The organism is Vogesella sp. LIG4 (assembly GCF_900090205.1).
Classification (GTDB): Bacteria; Pseudomonadota; Gammaproteobacteria; order Burkholderiales; family Chromobacteriaceae; genus Vogesella.
On record NZ_LT607802.1, the window covers coordinates 2,944,829 to 2,959,574 of the forward strand.

Sequence of the window (14,746 nt, forward strand, 5' to 3'; positions counted from 1 at the left end):
CCACATGAATCGCTACTGCATCTGGTTTGTCACCGCTGACGACACCGCCACCCGCCGCGCCGAGGTCAGCCTGGCCGGCACCCTGCACAGCAACCAGGTGCTTGAAGAGATCGAACTGCGCCTGGCCGACGAATTACGCCTGCCACGCATCATGATCACCAACTGGCAGCGCTTCGAGGATCGCTAGCGCCCCGGCTACCCCTGCCGAAGGCGTATGCCGCCACCGCGCAAGCTGTGCGATGATGCGGCTTTCCCTCTTGCCGTTCTTCCTGCCATGCAAAGCGTAGATCAGACCCGCGACTGGCTGCTGTCCCAGGCCCGTCCGCTGCAAACCATCGAAACTGTTTCCCTGCTGGATGCCGCCGGCCGCGTACTGGCCGCCGACGTGGTGGCCACCCTGGACGTGCCGCCGCACGACAACAGCGCCATGGACGGCTATGCCGTGCGCGCCGCCGATGCGGCCAACCTTCTGCCAGTAAGCCAGCGCATTCCCGCCGGCAGCCAGCCGCAGCCGCTGGCCGCCGCCAGTGCTGCGCGCATCTTTACCGGCGCGCCGATTCCCGCCGATGCCGACGCCGTGGTGATGCAGGAGCAGGCCGAACTGCAGGACGACGGCAGCGTGCGCTTCACCGCGCCGGTGTCCGCCGGGCAGAACATCCGCCGCCGCGGCGAGGACATCGCCAGCGGCCAGGTCGTGCTGAATGCCGGCCGCCGCCTGGGCGATGCCGACATCGGCCTGGCCGCCTCCATCGGTGTGGCCGCGCTGCCGGTGCGGCAGAGCCTGCGCGTGGCGGTGTTCTTCACCGGCGACGAGCTGGTGGAGCCGGGCCAGCCGCTCGCCGCCGGCAAGATCTACAACTCCAACCGCTACTGGCTGGTGCCGGCGCTGCGCCGCCTGGGCTGCCAGGTGCTGGACCTGGGCATCGTGCCGGATAGCCTGGAGGCCACCCGTGCCGCGCTGCGCGAAGCGGCGGCCAGCGCCGACGTGGTGATGACCTGCGGCGGCGTGTCGGTGGGCGAGGAAGACCACGTCAAGGCAGCGGTGGAAGCCGAAGGCGAGCTGCAGCTGTGGAAGATCGCCATTAAGCCCGGCAAGCCGTTGGCCAGTGGCCGGGTGGCCGAGGCCGACTTCATCGGCCTGCCGGGCAACCCGGTGTCCGGCTTCGTTACCTACGCGGTGCTGGTGCGCGACTTCCTGCGCGCACGCATGGGCGAGGCGGTGCAAGGTTGGCCGCAAGCGCGCCAGCTGCCGGCAGCGTTCGAATGGAACAAACCGGATACCAAGCGCGAGGAGTTCCTGCGCGTGCAGCTGCGCGAGCAGGGCGGGCAGCTTGTAGTGAGCCGCTACCCCAACCAGGGTTCCGGCGTGCTGACCTCCTGCGCCTGGGCCGATGCGCTGGTGCGCCTGCAGCCGGGGCAGCGCGTGGCGCTGGGCGACATGGTGGCGGTCTACCCGCTGTGACTCGCCTGAGCTTCTGGCGCGGCGGTACGCTGCTGGCGCAGGTCGACGATGCCCAGCCCGGCGACATGCTGCTTGATGTGGCCCGTTTTCACGACGTGCCACTGCACTGGCGCTGCGGCCAGGGCACTTGCGGCACCTGCGCGGTGCACATCCGTCACGCCGCGCAGCCGCGCGAGGTAATGGTTGGCCGCAAGGAGCGCAACGTGCTGCTGCGCGCCGGCCTGATCGACGCCGCCATGGCGGCGCGCGACAGCTGGCCGGATACCGAGGCCACGCCGCGGCTGGCCTGCCATCTGCCGCTGGAAGAAACGGATTGGCAAGTGCTGTTGCCGGAGGATAATTAGCCGGCGAGGCGCTTGCACTTGCCGTTGAGCCGCGTACAATGCGCGGCTCTTTTATTGTATTGATTCGCAAGGAAAAACCATGTCCAAGAAGCAGAAGCACGACGACGAACTCGACGACGAAACCCTGGCACTGCTGGCCTGGTGCATGGAGGTGGAAACCCACCTGGTGGCCGCCGGCGCCACCCAGGAAGAGGCGCAGGACCACATCGAAGAGCAGGCCGAGTGGTACACCGACATGTTCTACGACGGTCTGAGCCCGGCAGAGGCGGCCAAGCAGGCGCTGGCATGAAGCAGCGCCTGGCGGTCATCGACTTCGAAACCACCGGCATCACGCCGGGGCCAGGCTGCCGTGCCACCGAGATCGGCATCGTGCTGCTGGAGGGCGGGCAGATCGTTGACCGCTACCAGAGCCTGATGAACGCCGGCGTGCGCGTGCCGGCGATGATCGAACAGCTCACCGGCATTTCCAATGCCATGCTGCGCAGCGCACCGCCGGTAGCGCAGGTCATGCGCGAGGCGGCCGATTTTGTCGGCAGCACGCCGCTGGTGGCGCACAACGCCAGTTTCGACAGCAAGTTCTGGGATTACGAGCTGGCCCAGCTGGGCCGCAGCCGGCCGCAGGCCTTCGCCTGCACGCTGCTACTGTCGCGCCGCCTGCTGCCGCAGGCGCCGGACCACAAGCTGGGCACGCTCACCCGCTGGGCAGGCCTGCCAGCCACCGGCCGCGCCCACCGCGCCCTGGCCGATGCCGAGATGGCAGCCAACCTGCTGCTGCATCTTGGCAGCACCCTGCGCCAGCGCCACGGTGTAGCCCCGGCGCACGAGCTGCTGTGCAAGCTGCAGAAAGTCCCCGCCGCCAAGGTGGCGCAGTTCCTCTCCGCTACGCCGGCCTGAGGGGTAGGGTGGAAGCCCGCAGGGCGTTCCACCGACTACTCCGCGGCGGATCGCCCTTTGGGCATCCGCCCTACGTGTGGGGCCGAAGTGGTGTTTTGCCGCTGGACACACTTGCGGCTTTTCCCTTCCGACCATTCTGCTCTGCCACACCCATGCGGCCAACGTTGGCCTCCCTGCGGTGGGTATGAATTAGAAGTGGTATGTAGATCTTCGGCTATATCGTTTGGAAATAGTGGGAAATTGGTGGTATGTATTTAAGTTAGAGCTTGTCGTGTGAAATCACTGGTTACTCGGTTATTTACGCAAAATCAGTTGTCTGCTCTGTTATTTGCTAGCGTTACCATAAGCGCTCCAATAGGCTTGGCTTCAACTTTAAATCGACTTTTGAGCACTCTACCAATTGATTAAGACACTTGCGGGCTTTAGTGAGATTGTTGTCGAGATGCTCAAAATAGGTGGGCTCGTCATCATCTGTCATTAGCTCGCTCAGGGCTGCGTTGGCTTTGTCGGAGAAGAGGAATGCGCCACTGTCAGCATATTTACGGACTTTGGGGAATGACTGCTCCCAGTAGGCGTTTAGTTTCTGTTTGAAATCCTCAGAAAGTTCCCTGTACTCGATTTCGGCATTGAAGTGCACATCATAGTAGTAGACCAGATCAGATAGCGCCTCGATGGCATTTTGGTATGCGCCAACGCGCATTTCCCACCATTTCCGTTGACGATGGTCATGGTTGGCAAGAATGGATGAGAATAGGCCTGCCACTATGCCGACGCTGCCCAATTTCACGAGTTCGAGAACGGCATCAATCATGGTGTATAACTCCAAGCTCAACGGTGGCAGCGAGGTGAAGCTAAATGTGGTTAAGTACGCACATCGTATTTGGTGTAGCGGATTTGTTGTCCTTTGCAGTGCTTTGTTATAGCTTTACTTCGACTTGGCTATTGGCAAAGTAGTGTTTTCAGATTGTGCGGCATCTGCTGTTGAGAATGTGGCCATCGGACAGGGATGTCTTGTCAGTCGAATTTCAATTACATATGTCGCGTGAATTTAAGGCCGCGTTCCGCTTGTCGGCAAGCAATATCCGTTCGTGGTGAGTGTGGGGGGTACAGTTCGACTGCTGCAAGTGGAGTCGTAGCACGACCTAGTTCCCCGGCAACGGGCACAGATTCCCCGCCAGCAGCGGCAGCTGGCTACCCACCCGCAGGCCGGCCACTTCCTCAGTATCCAGCAGGATGTCCACCATGCTGCCGCCGCTTTGCACCGTTACCCGCCACAGCAGGTCTGCTGGCTGGATGGCCAGCACGGTGGCGTTCAGCCGCAGCCGGTCGGCAGCATTGCCCTGCAGGTAGACCTCGGCCGGGCTGCCGCGGCGTACGATGCGGCCTTGTGACAGCTGTAGCACCTGGCTGGCCAGTTTGAACACTTCCGGAATGTCGTGGCTTACCAGTACGGTAGTCACGGCAAAGCGTTGTTGCAGTTGCAGCAGCTCGTCTTGCAGCCGCTCGCGCAGTGCCGGGTCCAGCGCCGATAGCGGCTCGTCCAGCAGCAACAGGCGCGGGCGGCGCGCCAGGGCGCGCGCCAGGGCCACCCGTTGTCGCTGGCCGCCGGACAGCTGGCGTGGCCGCTGGCCGGCCAGTGCCGCCAGGCCGGTCAGCTCCAGCAGTTCTTCCACCAGTGCCGCATCGCTGGGCGCAGCGCCGAAGGCCACATTGCCGCGTACGTCCAGGTGCGGAAACAGCGCGTAATCCTGAAACACCATGCCCACGCCGCGTTGCTGCGGCGGCAGGCTGTGGCGGCCGCGTATCCAGCATTCGCCGTCCACTTCCAGTTCGCCACCGTCGGCGTTGGCGAGGCCGGCCAGCAGGCGCAGCAGGGTGGTTTTGCCGGCGCCGGATTCGCCGGTGAGGGCGGTGATGCGCCCGGCCGGCAGTTCGCCCGCCACTTCCAGGCTGGCATGTGGCGACAGGGTCTTGTGCAGCTTGAAGCGGATCATGCGGCCAACCTTTCGCTGTGGCGGCGCAGCAGGTTCACCGCCAGTACCACCAGGAAGGAGAAACCGCACAGCACGGCGGCGTAGACATGGGCGGCGGTGTAGTTCAGCGCCTCCACCTCGTTGTAGATGGCGATGGACGCCACGCGGGTGACGCCGGGGATGTTGCCGCCCAGCATCAGCACCAGGCCGAATTCGCCCACGGTATGGGCAAAGCTCATCACCATGCCGGCCACCAGCGCCGGCTTGATGCACGGCAGTTCCACCCGCCAGAAGGTGTGCCAGCGCGATTTGCCCAGCGTGTAGGATGCCTCGCGCAGGTGCTCCGGCAGCCCGGCTAGCGCTGCCGCCACCGGCTGCACCATGAAGGGCATGCTGAACAGTACCGAGCCCAGCACCAGGCCGGGGAAGGAGAACAGCAGCTGGATGCCGAAGTGCTGCAGCACGCTCCCCACCAGCCCGGCCGGTGCAAAGGCCAGCAGCAGGTAGAAGCCCAGTACCGAGGGCGGCAGCACCAGCGGCATGGCCACCAGGGTTTCCAGCAGCGGTTTGTACCAGCGGCGGCTGTGCGCCAGCCAGCCGGCCAGCGGCACGCCAAGCAACAGCAGGATAGCGGTGGTGCTGGCTGCCAGCCGCGCGGTAAGCCACAGCGGTTGCAGGTCAATCATGCGCTACTCCTTGCAGCAACAGCATGGCGTGCGACTTGATCAGCGCGCTCACCGCCATGCCGGGCGCCAGCTTCAGCCGCAGCGCCGACTGGCGGGTGATCAGGGCGTGCAGCGCCAGTTGGCCGCAGCGCAGGTCCACCCGCGCCATCAGCGTGCCCAGCGCCAGCGCCGTCACCTCGCAGGGCAGGTTGTTGCGGATGCTGATGTCGCCGGCCAGATCGCGTGCCAGCGCCACGTCCATTTCGCGAAAGCCCAGCATCACCTGCTGGCCGACGCTGGCCGGGGCCGCGTCGCCCAGTGCCAGCGCGGTGCAGTGATGCTCGCCCACGCTGACCTGCAGCAGGTGGATGCCGTCGGCGCTGTGCACGCCGGTGACAAAGCCGGGCAACTGGTTCATGGCAGGCGGTAGCCGTAGCGCTGCAGGATGGCGCGTGCCGCCGGCGAGCTCAGGTAGTCGAACAGTTTGCGCGCATCAGGGTTGGCCGCAGCCGGCTTCAGCAACGCCATGTCCTGCACGATGGGCTGGTGGCTCTGTTCCGGCATGTCCACCCAGTGGCCCTTGCCCTGCATCTGCGGTGCCAGCACCAGTGCCTTGGCGACAAAGCCGGATTGCGCTGCGCCGCTGTCCACGAATTGCGCCGCCTGGGCGATGTTGTCGCCCTGCACCAGGCGCGGCTTCACGCTGTCGGCCAGCTTGTAGAAGTCCAGTACGCGCAGTGCCTCGGCGCCGTAGGGGGCGGTTTGCGGGTTGGCGATCGCCACTTTGCCGCTGGCGGCCTTCAGCCAGTTCTGCCACTGTTTGCCGTCAAAGCCCGGGTCTTTCGACCACAGCACCAGCGCGCCCAGCGCATAGGTCTTGGGGGCGGCAACCGTCTGGCCGGCACTGGCCAGCTTGCGCGGGGTTTCGTCGTCGGCGGACAGGAACAGCTCGAACGGTGCGCCGGCCAGTACCTGGGTGGCGATCTTGCCGGAGGAGGCGTAGGACGGTTCCACCGCCACGCCGGTGTCGCGGGTGAAGGCTGCGGCGATGTCGGCAAAGGCGTACTGCACGTTGGCCGCAACGGCTACCTTGACCGGGCCGGCAAAGGCGGCGGGGGCGAGCAGGCACAGTAGCAGGGCGCCGATCGGGCGCAGGCGGGGGGTAAACGATTGCATCGGGGTTTCCTTGTCAGGGTTATGAAAGGGTTTAGTCGAAGATGCCCAGAATCACGTGCTGGGCGGAAAACAGGGCACTGGCCGTGCTGCCGGTTTGCAGCTGCAGGCTGGCAATGCTGTCGTTGTCGGCGATGACGCACAGCGTGCCGCCGCCGGGTAGCTGCAGGATCACCTCGCTGTTCACCGCGCCGGGGCTGATGCGGCTGATGCTGCCGACCAGGCGGTTGGCCACGGCGATGTGTGCAGCGGCGTCCGGCGTGGCCAGGGCCATCCACGATGCCTTGATCAGCGCCACCACCTGGCGGCCCGGCGCCAGTGCCAGCTCCTCGCTGCTGCTGCGTGTTACCTGGGCGATAAGCGGTTGGCCGCCGGCCAGCTGGATGTGTACGGTGTCGTTGACCGCGCCGGCTTCCAGCCGGGTGATGCGGCCGGGTAGCTGGTTGCGTGCCGAGGTGCGCAGCGGCAGCCGCGACAGCGCGGGCAGGGTGGCCGGGCTGTCGTCGGCGGCTTGCAGTGCGCTGCCGGCGGTATCCCAGGCGTGCAGCAGCTGGGCGCCCAGCTCGGTAAGGCGGGTGCCGCCGCCGCCGCGGCCACCGCTGACGCGCTCCACCAGCGCGCAGGGGCTTTGCCGGTTCATGTTTTCCACCTGCTGCCAGGCCGCTTTGTAGCTGATGCCGCAGCTGCGTGCCGCGGCGCTGATCGAGCCTTGCGTGGCGATGGCGCGCAACAGAGCCAGGCGCTGGCTGGCGCCGTGGCCGGCGAACAACTGCCAGGGATCGTTCATCGTTATTCTTCGCTATTCAAAATCGGGTTAACGCTAGGGCGACAAAAGGGCTGCCGGGCGCAGCCCCTGTGTTCATGCAGCAACCCGGTGCCTATTCGGCGTCGGTCTGCTGCCCGTCTGCCAGCCAGTGGCCGCTCTTGCCGCCCTGTTTTTCCAGTAGCTGCACGCCGGCAATGGTCATGCCCTTGTCCACGGCTTTGAGCATGTCGTACACCGTCAGCAGGCCGGCCATCACGCCGCTCAGCGCTTCCATTTCCACGCCGGTGCGGCCAACGGTCTCGGTGGTTACCTCGATGTACAGCCGATTGGCGGCGGCATCGGCGCTGAATTCCACCGCCACGCGGGTCAGTGCCAGCGGGTGGCACAGCGGAATCAGGTCGGCGGTGCGCTTGGTGCCCTGAATGGCCGCCAGGCGCGCGATGCCCACCACGTCGCCCTTCTTGTTGTTGCCGGCCTGCAGCAGCGCGAAGGTGGCGGGCGCCATGTCGATATGGCCGCCGGCACGCGCTACGCGGCGGGTTTCCGGCTTGCTGCCGACATCAACCATGTGGGCCTGGCCGGCGGTGTCGAAGTGGGTCAAACGGCTCATGCTGTTGATTCTGTAAAAGCGGATGGTGTGTCACCTTACCGCCAGCCGGCGGTGGGCACAATCCACCGAAAGGGGTAGTGGCGGCAGGTAGCGGCTGGCGGTCGCCTGCAGACAGCCGCCATGACACTGGCGCAGCGCGTGGCGGCTTGCCCGTGCGGGCAGGGTGGCTGCTCTGTTCAATTTGGCACTGCATGCTATACTCGCCCTTTGCTTTAGCCTGCTAGGCTTGCCCGCGCCGCGGGTGGGCGAACTGGTTTAAGTTCTGATTTCATGGCGCAGGAAAGCATCATCTGCAAGGTTCCTCCAGCACTACGCTAGGCTTGAGCGCGTTCACGATCTCGCGAGCTAGGGCGAGACAAGGCAAAAACGGCTGAGAAAGCGGAATTTACACAGAGTAAATGAGCATTTCGAAGTCGTTTTTAACGCCGTATCGCCGAAGCGCAGCTGATCGTGAGTGGGCTCTTAGGACTTTCCCGCTTCTGGCTTCAACCCCACACCTTTCAAGACTAAGGATTGGAAATGCAAGTACAACTGGAAACGTTGAGCGGCCTTGAGCGTCGCATGAGTATCGCCCTGCCGCTGGCTGCCATCGACGCCCAAGTGGCCGAGCGCCTCAAGCGTGTAGCTCGCTCCGCAAAGATTCAGGGTTTCCGCCCGGGCAAGGCTCCGGCCAAGATCGTTGAAATGAACTACGGCGCACAAGTGCGCGAAGAAGTGCTGGGCGAGCAGGTTCAGCAAGCCTTCTACAAGGCCGCTGCCGAGCAGAAGCTGCGCGTTGCCGGCTACCCGCGTTTCGAACCGGCTGAAGGCGATGCCGAGAACTTCAAGTTTGCTGCCGCTTTCGAAGTGTTCCCGGAAGTGACTGTTGGCGAACTGGCCGGCAAGGAAATCGAAAAGCCGAACACCGAAGTGACCGACGGCGAAATCGACAAGACCGTGGACATCCTGCGCAAGCAGCGTACCCGCTTCAACCGTGTTGAGCGCGAAGCCGCCGATGGCGACCGCGTGATCATCGACTTCAAGGGCGCCATCGACGGCGTGGCCTTCGAAGGCGGTTCCTCCGAGAACTTCCCGTTCATGCTGGGCCAGGGTCAGATGCTGCCGGAATTCGAAGCCGGCATCATCGGTATGAAGGAAGGCGAGATCAAGAGCGTGGAAGTGAGCTTCCCGGCTGACTACCATGGCAAGGATGTGGCTGGTAAGACCGCCGTGTTCGAAATCCTGGTGAAGAACGTAGCTGAAGCACAGCTGCCGGAAGTGAACGAAGAGTTCGCCAAGCAACTGGGCATCGCCGATGGCGACGTGGCCAAGATGCGTGCCGAGATCCGCAAGAACGTGGAGCGCGAAGTGAAGCGCCGCCTGTCTGCCAAGATCAAGGAAAACGTGATGCAGGCGCTGATCGACGTAACCCCGATGGACCTGCCGAAGGCACTGGTTGATCTGGAAGTCGGCCGTCTGATGGAGCAGGCCCGCCAGGACCTGGCCCAGCGTGGCATGCAGGTGAAAGATATGCCGCTGCCGGCAGACCTGTTCACCCAGCAGGCCGAGCGTCGCGTGGCTCTGGGTCTGATCCTGTCCGCCGTGGTTGAAGCCAACAAGCTGGAAGCCAAGCCGGAACAGGTGAAGGCACTGGTGGAAGAGTTCGCCGAGAGCTACGAGCAGCCGGAAGAAGTGATCCAGTGGTACTACGCCAGCCAGGAACGCCTGGAAGGCCCGACCTCCATGGTGCTGGAAGACAACGTGGTTGAATTTGTGCTGGGTAAGGCCAATGTTGTCGAGAAGGATGTTTCCTTCGAAACCCTGATGGGCCAGAACGCCTGATTTGTTGAATAACCGGAGAGGTCGATGAAATCGATGATTGAACCGCAAGGTCTGGGCCTGGTGCCCATGGTGGTAGAGCAGAGTGGTCGTGGCGAGCGCGCTTACGACATCTTCTCTCGCCTGTTGAAGGAACGCATCGTGTTCCTGGTCGGTCCGGTTACCGACGAGTCGGCCAATCTGGTGGTGGCACAGCTGCTGTTCCTGGAATCGGAAAACCCGGACAAGGACATCTACCTGTACATCAATTCCCCGGGGGGCTCGATTACGGCCGGCATGTCGATCTACGACACGATGAATTTCATCAAGCCGGACGTATCCACCCTCTGCATTGGCCAGGCGGCCAGCATGGGCGCGTTCCTGCTGTCCGCCGGTGCCAACGGCAAGCGCTTTGCGCTGCCGCATAGCCGCGTGATGATCCACCAGCCGTTGCTGTACGGCGGTGGTCTGACCGGCCAGGTTACCGATATCGAGATTCACGCCCGCGAACTGGTGAAAACCAAGGCGCAGATGAACGAGCTGCTGGCCAAGCATGCTGGCCAGAGCGTGGAACAAGTACAAGCCGACACCGAGCGCGACAATTTCATGTCCGCCGAAGATGCCCGTGTTTACGGTCTCATCGACAAGGTGCTGAGCTCGCGCGCCGACGTGGCGGCTTAATTAGGACGTCGATCAGATGGCAGAAAAAGGCGGTAACGAAAAACTGCTGTACTGCTCTTTTTGCGGCAAGAGCCAGCATGAAGTGCAGCGCCTGATTGCAGGCCCGCAGGTTTACATCTGCAACGAGTGTGTCGACCTGTGTGGCGACATCATCCGCGAGGAAGTGGAGGCCAAGGTGGCTGGCGACGGCAATGCCGCTGGCACGCCGCCGCTGCCGACACCGCAGGAAATCCGCACCTCGCTGGATCAGCACATCATCGGCCAGGAGCACGCCAAGAAGGCGCTGGCGGTGGCGGTGTACAACCACTACAAACGCCTGTACACCCCGAGCAGCAAGGACGATGTGGAGCTGTCCAAGAGCAACATCCTGCTGATCGGCCCCACCGGCTCCGGCAAGACGCTGCTGGCACAGACGCTGGCCAAGCTGCTGGATGTGCCGTTCGTGATTGCCGACGCCACCACGCTGACCGAAGCCGGCTACGTGGGCGAGGATGTCGAGCACATCATCCAGAAGCTGCTGCAGAAGTGCGACTACGACGTGGAAAAGGCGCAGCGCGGTATTGTCTATCTCGACGAGATCGACAAGATTTCGCGCAAGTCGGAAAACCCGTCCATTACCCGTGACGTGTCCGGCGAAGGCGTACAGCAGGCACTGCTGAAGCTGATCGAAGGCACGGTGGCCTCGGTGCCGCCGCAGGGTGGCCGCAAGCATCCGAACCAGGAATTCATCCAGGTGGATACCACCAACATCCTGTTCATCTGCGGTGGCGCTTTTGATGGTCTGGAAAAGATCATCCGTCGCCGTTCGGAAAAGGGTGGCATCGGCTTTGGCGCCAGCATCAGCTCCAAGGAAGACGGCAAGTCCATCACCGCGCTGTTCAACGAGGTGGAGCCGGAAGACCTGATCAAGTTCGGCCTGATTCCGGAGCTGATCGGCCGTCTGCCGGTGGTGACCACGCTGGAAGAGCTGGACGAAGAAGCGCTGGTCAGCATCCTGACCCAGCCGAAGAACGCGCTGATCAAGCAGTACCAGCGCCTGTTCTCGCTGGAAAACGTGGAACTGGACGTGTTGCCGTCCGCGCTGCGTGTCATCGCCAAACAGGCGCTGATCCGCAAGACCGGCGCCCGCGGCCTGCGCTCCATCCTGGAACGCGCGCTGCTGGACACCATGTACGAGCTGCCGTCGCTGGAAGATGTCTGCAAAGTCGTTGTAGATGAAAAGGTTATCGAAAAGGGCGACAAGCCCACCTTCATCTACCAGGGTGGCGATACGCGGCCGGAGGCGGCGCAGTCCGCCTGATCCGGTCAGACAGAGCCGCCCGCAAGGGCGGTTTTTTTATTCCCAGCGTTGCTGGAACTGCTTTAGCATGCTTGATAAGGACAGAATTGCCCTAATCTGTCCTGCTAATTGAAATCCCCAAGAGCAAGGTTAGGTGATATGCCACAACCCGCCGAATTGAAAGAACAGACCACGCTTGCGCTGCTGCCGCTGCGCGACGTGGTGGTTTTTCCGCACATGGTCATCCCACTGTTCGTTGGCCGCGCCAAGTCCATCAAGGCGCTGGAGCTGGCCATGGACGAAAACAAGCAAATCCTGCTGGTAGCCCAGCGCTCGGCCGAAAAGGACGAGCCGGCAATTGACGATCTGCACGAGATTGGCACCGTTGCCAGCATCCTGCAGATGCTCAAGTTGCCGGACGGTACCGTGAAAGTGCTGGTGGAGGGTCGCCAGCGCGCCCGCGTGGCCCAGGTGGACGACCATGGCGACTATTTCTCCGCCGTGGTGGACCCGCTGGCTCCGGACGCCGAAGACACCCGCGAGGTGGAAGCGCTGCGCCGCGCGCTGCTGGCGCAGTTCGAGCAGTTCGTAAAGCTGAACAAGAAGATCCCGAGCGAAGTGTTGTCTTCGCTGGGTGGCATCGACAAGGCTGGCCGGCTGGCCGACTCGGTGGTGGTGCATCTGCCGCTGAAGCTGGAAAGCAAGCAGCAGGTGCTGGAGATGTTCGACATCAAGGAACGCATCGAGTACCTGTTGTCGCTGATGGAATCCGAGATCGACATCCTGCAGGTGGAAAAGCGCATCCGTGGCCGCGTCAAGCGCCAGATGGAAAAGAGCCAGCGCGAGTACTACCTGAACGAACAGGTGAAGGCGATCCAGAAGGAGCTGGGCGAAGGCGAGGAAGGCAACGACTTCGACGAGCTGGAGAAGAAGGTCAAGGCCGCCGGCATGTCCAAGGAAGGCCGGGACAAGGCGATGGCCGAGCTGAAAAAGCTGCGCATGATGTCGCCGATGTCGGCCGAAGCCACCGTGGTGCGCAACTACATCGAGACCCTGGTTGATCTGCCGTGGAAGAAGAAGACCAAGATCAGCAAGGATATCGACGTAGCCGAAGAGGTGCTGGAAGAGGATCACTTCGGCCTGGAGAAGGTCAAGGAACGCATTCTGGAGTACCTGGCGGTACAGCAGCGTGTCGATCGCCTGAAGGCGCCCATCCTGTGCCTGGTAGGGCCGCCGGGTGTGGGCAAGACCTCGCTGGGGCAGTCGATTGCCCGTGCCACCAACCGCAAGTTCATCCGCATGGCGCTGGGTGGCGTGCGCGACGAATCCGAGATTCGCGGCCACCGTCGTACCTACATCGGCTCCATGCCGGGCAAGGTGCTGCAGAACATGAGCAAGGGCGGGGTGAAGAACCCGCTGTTCCTGCTGGATGAAGTGGACAAGATGGGTGCCGATTTCCGCGGTGACCCGTCCTCCGCGTTGCTGGAGGTGCTGGACCCGGAGCAGAACCATTCCTTTGTCGATCATTACGCCGAGGTGGAGTTCGACCTGTCGGACGTGATGTTCGTGGCTACCGCCAACTCGCTGAACATTCCGCCGGCGCTGCTGGACCGTATGGAGATCATCCGTCTGTCCGGCTACACCGAGGACGAGAAGGTGAACATCGCCACCAAGTACCTGGTGCCCAAGCAGGTGAAGGCCAACGGCGTGGTGGAAGGCGAGCTGCAGATCCAGGAATCGGCGCTGCGCGACATCGTGCGCTATTACACCCGCGAAGCCGGGGTGCGTAGCCTGGACCGCGAGATCGCCAAGATCTGCCGCAAGGTGGTGACGGTGCAATCCAAGAAGAAGGCTGGCGCCGGCAAGACGGTGGTGAACGGCAAGAACCTGGAGAAATACCTGGGTGTGCGCCGTTTCGACTTTGGCCTGGCCGAAGAAGAAAACCGTATCGGCCAGGTAACCGGCCTTGCCTGGACCGAGGTGGGCGGCGATCTGCTGACCATTGAAGCGGTGGCGCTGCCCGGCAAGGGCAACATCATCCGTACCGGTCAGCTGGGCGAGGTGATGCAGGAGTCGATCACCGCGGCGATGAGCGTGGTGCGCAGCCGTGCCAGCCAGCTTGGCATCAAGCCGGACTTCTACGAGAAGCACGACATGCACATCCACGTGCCTGAGGGCGCTACGCCCAAGGATGGCCCGTCGGCGGGCGTGGCGATGACCACGGCGCTGGTGTCGGTGCTGACCGGTAACCCGGTGCGTGCCGACGTGGCAATGACCGGCGAGATCACCCTGCGCGGCGAAGTGCTGCCGATTGGCGGTCTGAAGGAAAAGCTGCTGGCGGCGCAACGTGGCGGCATTAAACGTGTGCTGATTCCCAAAGGGAACGTCAAGGACCTGACCGAAATTCCAGCTAATATCAAGAACAAGCTGGAAATTATTGCGGTAAAGTGGATTGACGAAGTTTTGGCTCTGGCGCTGGAGCGTCAGCCGGAGGCTTTGTCGGCGGAAATGCCCGCCATTGCTGGGTCTGTTGCCGAGACGGCGACAGCACCAGTTCAAATGACGCATTAATGACGCATTGTTTTGATTTGCTGGAGAAAGCGCGCTAGCATCGGCTTCCAGAGGGGTTGCGAATAAGCTGGCACTTCGCTGGAAGCCGCTTGACACAAGGATTTTGGCCTTGCTATAAAGCTAGCGGTTTTATTCAGTACTCCGTACACCGAGAACGACGAAAGGGGACTTAACGTGAACAAGTCTGAACTGATTGACGCTATCGCCGCTAAGGCAGACATTTCCAAAGCAGCTGCCGGCAAGGCACTGGACGGCATGATCGATGCCGTGGCTGAAGCGCTGAAAACTGGCGATACCGTCACCGTTGTAGGCTTTGGTACTTTCTATGTAGGCGAACGCGCCGAGCGTAGTGGCCGCAACCCGAAAACCGGCGAGACCATTACCATTGCCGCTGCCAAGTCTCCGAAGTTCCGTGCTGGCAAGGCTCTGAAAGACGCCCTGTAATCGCCTGCCCGGTAACCGCAGGCAGCATGTCTGTCTGACAGTCTGGCCGGGGCTGGTGGTCTACCAGGCCCCATCAGATAACATCAA

General features: G+C 62.8%; 17 protein-coding genes. 10 read left to right on the top strand and 7 right to left on the bottom strand.

The features are described from left to right. Positions 1-4: 4 nt before the first annotated feature. The 5 genes from PSELUDRAFT_RS13860 to PSELUDRAFT_RS13880 all read left to right on the top strand — a co-directional run bounded on the left by PSELUDRAFT_RS13860 (position 5) and on the right by PSELUDRAFT_RS13880 (position 2,700). On the top strand, positions 5-187 hold the full coding sequence (locus PSELUDRAFT_RS13860; protein ID WP_088967392.1) for a hypothetical protein: 183 nt from the start codon (positions 5-7) through the stop codon (positions 185-187). An 87-nt stretch (positions 188-274) separates the two neighbouring features. After that, on the top strand, positions 275-1,462 hold the full coding sequence (gene glp / locus PSELUDRAFT_RS13865) for a gephyrin-like molybdotransferase Glp (RefSeq protein ID WP_088967393.1): 1,188 nt from the start codon (positions 275-277) through the stop codon (positions 1,460-1,462). Continuing rightward, entirely contained in the window at positions 1,459-1,806 is a 348-nt protein-coding gene (locus PSELUDRAFT_RS13870; RefSeq protein ID WP_088967394.1) for a 2Fe-2S iron-sulfur cluster binding domain-containing protein, read from the top strand. The genes glp and PSELUDRAFT_RS13870 overlap by 4 nt, the downstream gene beginning before the upstream one ends. A 79-nt stretch (positions 1,807-1,885) precedes the next feature. After that, positions 1,886-2,095: a hypothetical protein gene (locus PSELUDRAFT_RS13875; protein WP_088967395.1), complete on the top strand. Its 210-nt coding sequence runs from the start codon at positions 1,886-1,888 to the stop codon at positions 2,093-2,095. Next, positions 2,092-2,700 carry a PolC-type DNA polymerase III gene (locus PSELUDRAFT_RS13880; RefSeq protein ID WP_088967396.1) on the top strand — a complete coding sequence of 203 codons (609 nt, stop codon included), beginning with the start codon at positions 2,092-2,094 and terminating at the stop codon, positions 2,698-2,700. Before PSELUDRAFT_RS13875 ends, PSELUDRAFT_RS13880 begins: the two co-directional genes overlap by 4 nt. Positions 2,701-3,037: 337 nt before the next feature. On the opposite strand, the gene PSELUDRAFT_RS13885 is transcribed toward PSELUDRAFT_RS13880, so the two are convergent. The 7 genes from PSELUDRAFT_RS13885 to moaC form a co-directional block, all read right to left on the bottom strand. Then, positions 3,038-3,511: a hypothetical protein gene (locus tag PSELUDRAFT_RS13885; RefSeq protein ID WP_088967397.1), complete on the bottom strand. Its 474-nt coding sequence runs from the start codon at positions 3,509-3,511 to the stop codon at positions 3,038-3,040. Between the two features lie 331 nt (positions 3,512-3,842). Continuing rightward, complete coding sequence (locus PSELUDRAFT_RS13890) at positions 3,843-4,694, bottom strand: ABC transporter ATP-binding protein (RefSeq protein WP_088967398.1); 852 nt, start codon at positions 4,692-4,694, stop codon at positions 3,843-3,845. Further along, positions 4,691-5,359 (bottom strand): molybdate ABC transporter permease subunit, encoded by a 669-nt coding sequence (gene modB, locus PSELUDRAFT_RS13895; protein ID WP_088967399.1) that lies wholly within the window; start codon positions 5,357-5,359, stop codon positions 4,691-4,693. Before modB ends, PSELUDRAFT_RS13890 begins: the two co-directional genes overlap by 4 nt. Further along, complete coding sequence (locus PSELUDRAFT_RS13900) at positions 5,352-5,756, bottom strand: TOBE domain-containing protein (protein ID WP_088967400.1); 405 nt, start codon at positions 5,754-5,756, stop codon at positions 5,352-5,354. The genes modB and PSELUDRAFT_RS13900 overlap by 8 nt, the downstream gene beginning before the upstream one ends. Next, positions 5,753-6,514 (bottom strand): molybdate ABC transporter substrate-binding protein, encoded by a 762-nt coding sequence (modA, locus tag PSELUDRAFT_RS13905; RefSeq protein WP_088967401.1) that lies wholly within the window; start codon positions 6,512-6,514, stop codon positions 5,753-5,755. Before modA ends, PSELUDRAFT_RS13900 begins: the two co-directional genes overlap by 4 nt. A gap of 31 nt (positions 6,515-6,545) precedes the next feature. Beyond that, positions 6,546-7,298, bottom strand: coding sequence for a TOBE domain-containing protein (locus tag PSELUDRAFT_RS13910; RefSeq protein WP_088967402.1), 753 nt, complete (start codon positions 7,296-7,298; stop codon positions 6,546-6,548). A gap of 91 nt (positions 7,299-7,389) precedes the next feature. Beyond that, positions 7,390-7,887: a cyclic pyranopterin monophosphate synthase MoaC gene (moaC, locus tag PSELUDRAFT_RS13915; RefSeq protein ID WP_088967403.1), complete on the bottom strand. Its 498-nt coding sequence runs from the start codon at positions 7,885-7,887 to the stop codon at positions 7,390-7,392. Positions 7,888-8,406: 519 nt separating this feature from the next. On the opposite strand from moaC, the gene tig reads away from it, so the two are divergent. The 5 genes from tig (at position 8,407) to PSELUDRAFT_RS13940 (ending at position 14,659) form a co-directional block, all read left to right on the top strand. Next, positions 8,407-9,708: a trigger factor gene (gene tig / locus PSELUDRAFT_RS13920; RefSeq protein WP_088967404.1), complete on the top strand. Its 1,302-nt coding sequence runs from the start codon at positions 8,407-8,409 to the stop codon at positions 9,706-9,708. A gap of 24 nt (positions 9,709-9,732) precedes the next feature. Further along, on the top strand, positions 9,733-10,365 hold the full coding sequence (gene clpP, locus PSELUDRAFT_RS13925; protein ID WP_088967405.1) for an ATP-dependent Clp endopeptidase proteolytic subunit ClpP: 633 nt from the start codon (positions 9,733-9,735) through the stop codon (positions 10,363-10,365). A 16-nt stretch (positions 10,366-10,381) separates the two neighbouring features. Beyond that, positions 10,382-11,665, top strand: coding sequence for an ATP-dependent Clp protease ATP-binding subunit ClpX (gene clpX / locus PSELUDRAFT_RS13930; RefSeq protein WP_088967406.1), 1,284 nt, complete (start codon positions 10,382-10,384; stop codon positions 11,663-11,665). Between the two features lie 138 nt (positions 11,666-11,803). Next, entirely contained in the window at positions 11,804-14,215 is a 2,412-nt protein-coding gene (gene lon, locus PSELUDRAFT_RS13935) for an endopeptidase La (protein WP_088967407.1), read from the top strand. Between the two features lie 174 nt (positions 14,216-14,389). Further along, entirely contained in the window at positions 14,390-14,659 is a 270-nt protein-coding gene (locus PSELUDRAFT_RS13940) for an HU family DNA-binding protein (protein ID WP_088967408.1), read from the top strand. Positions 14,660-14,746 lie beyond the last annotated feature (87 nt).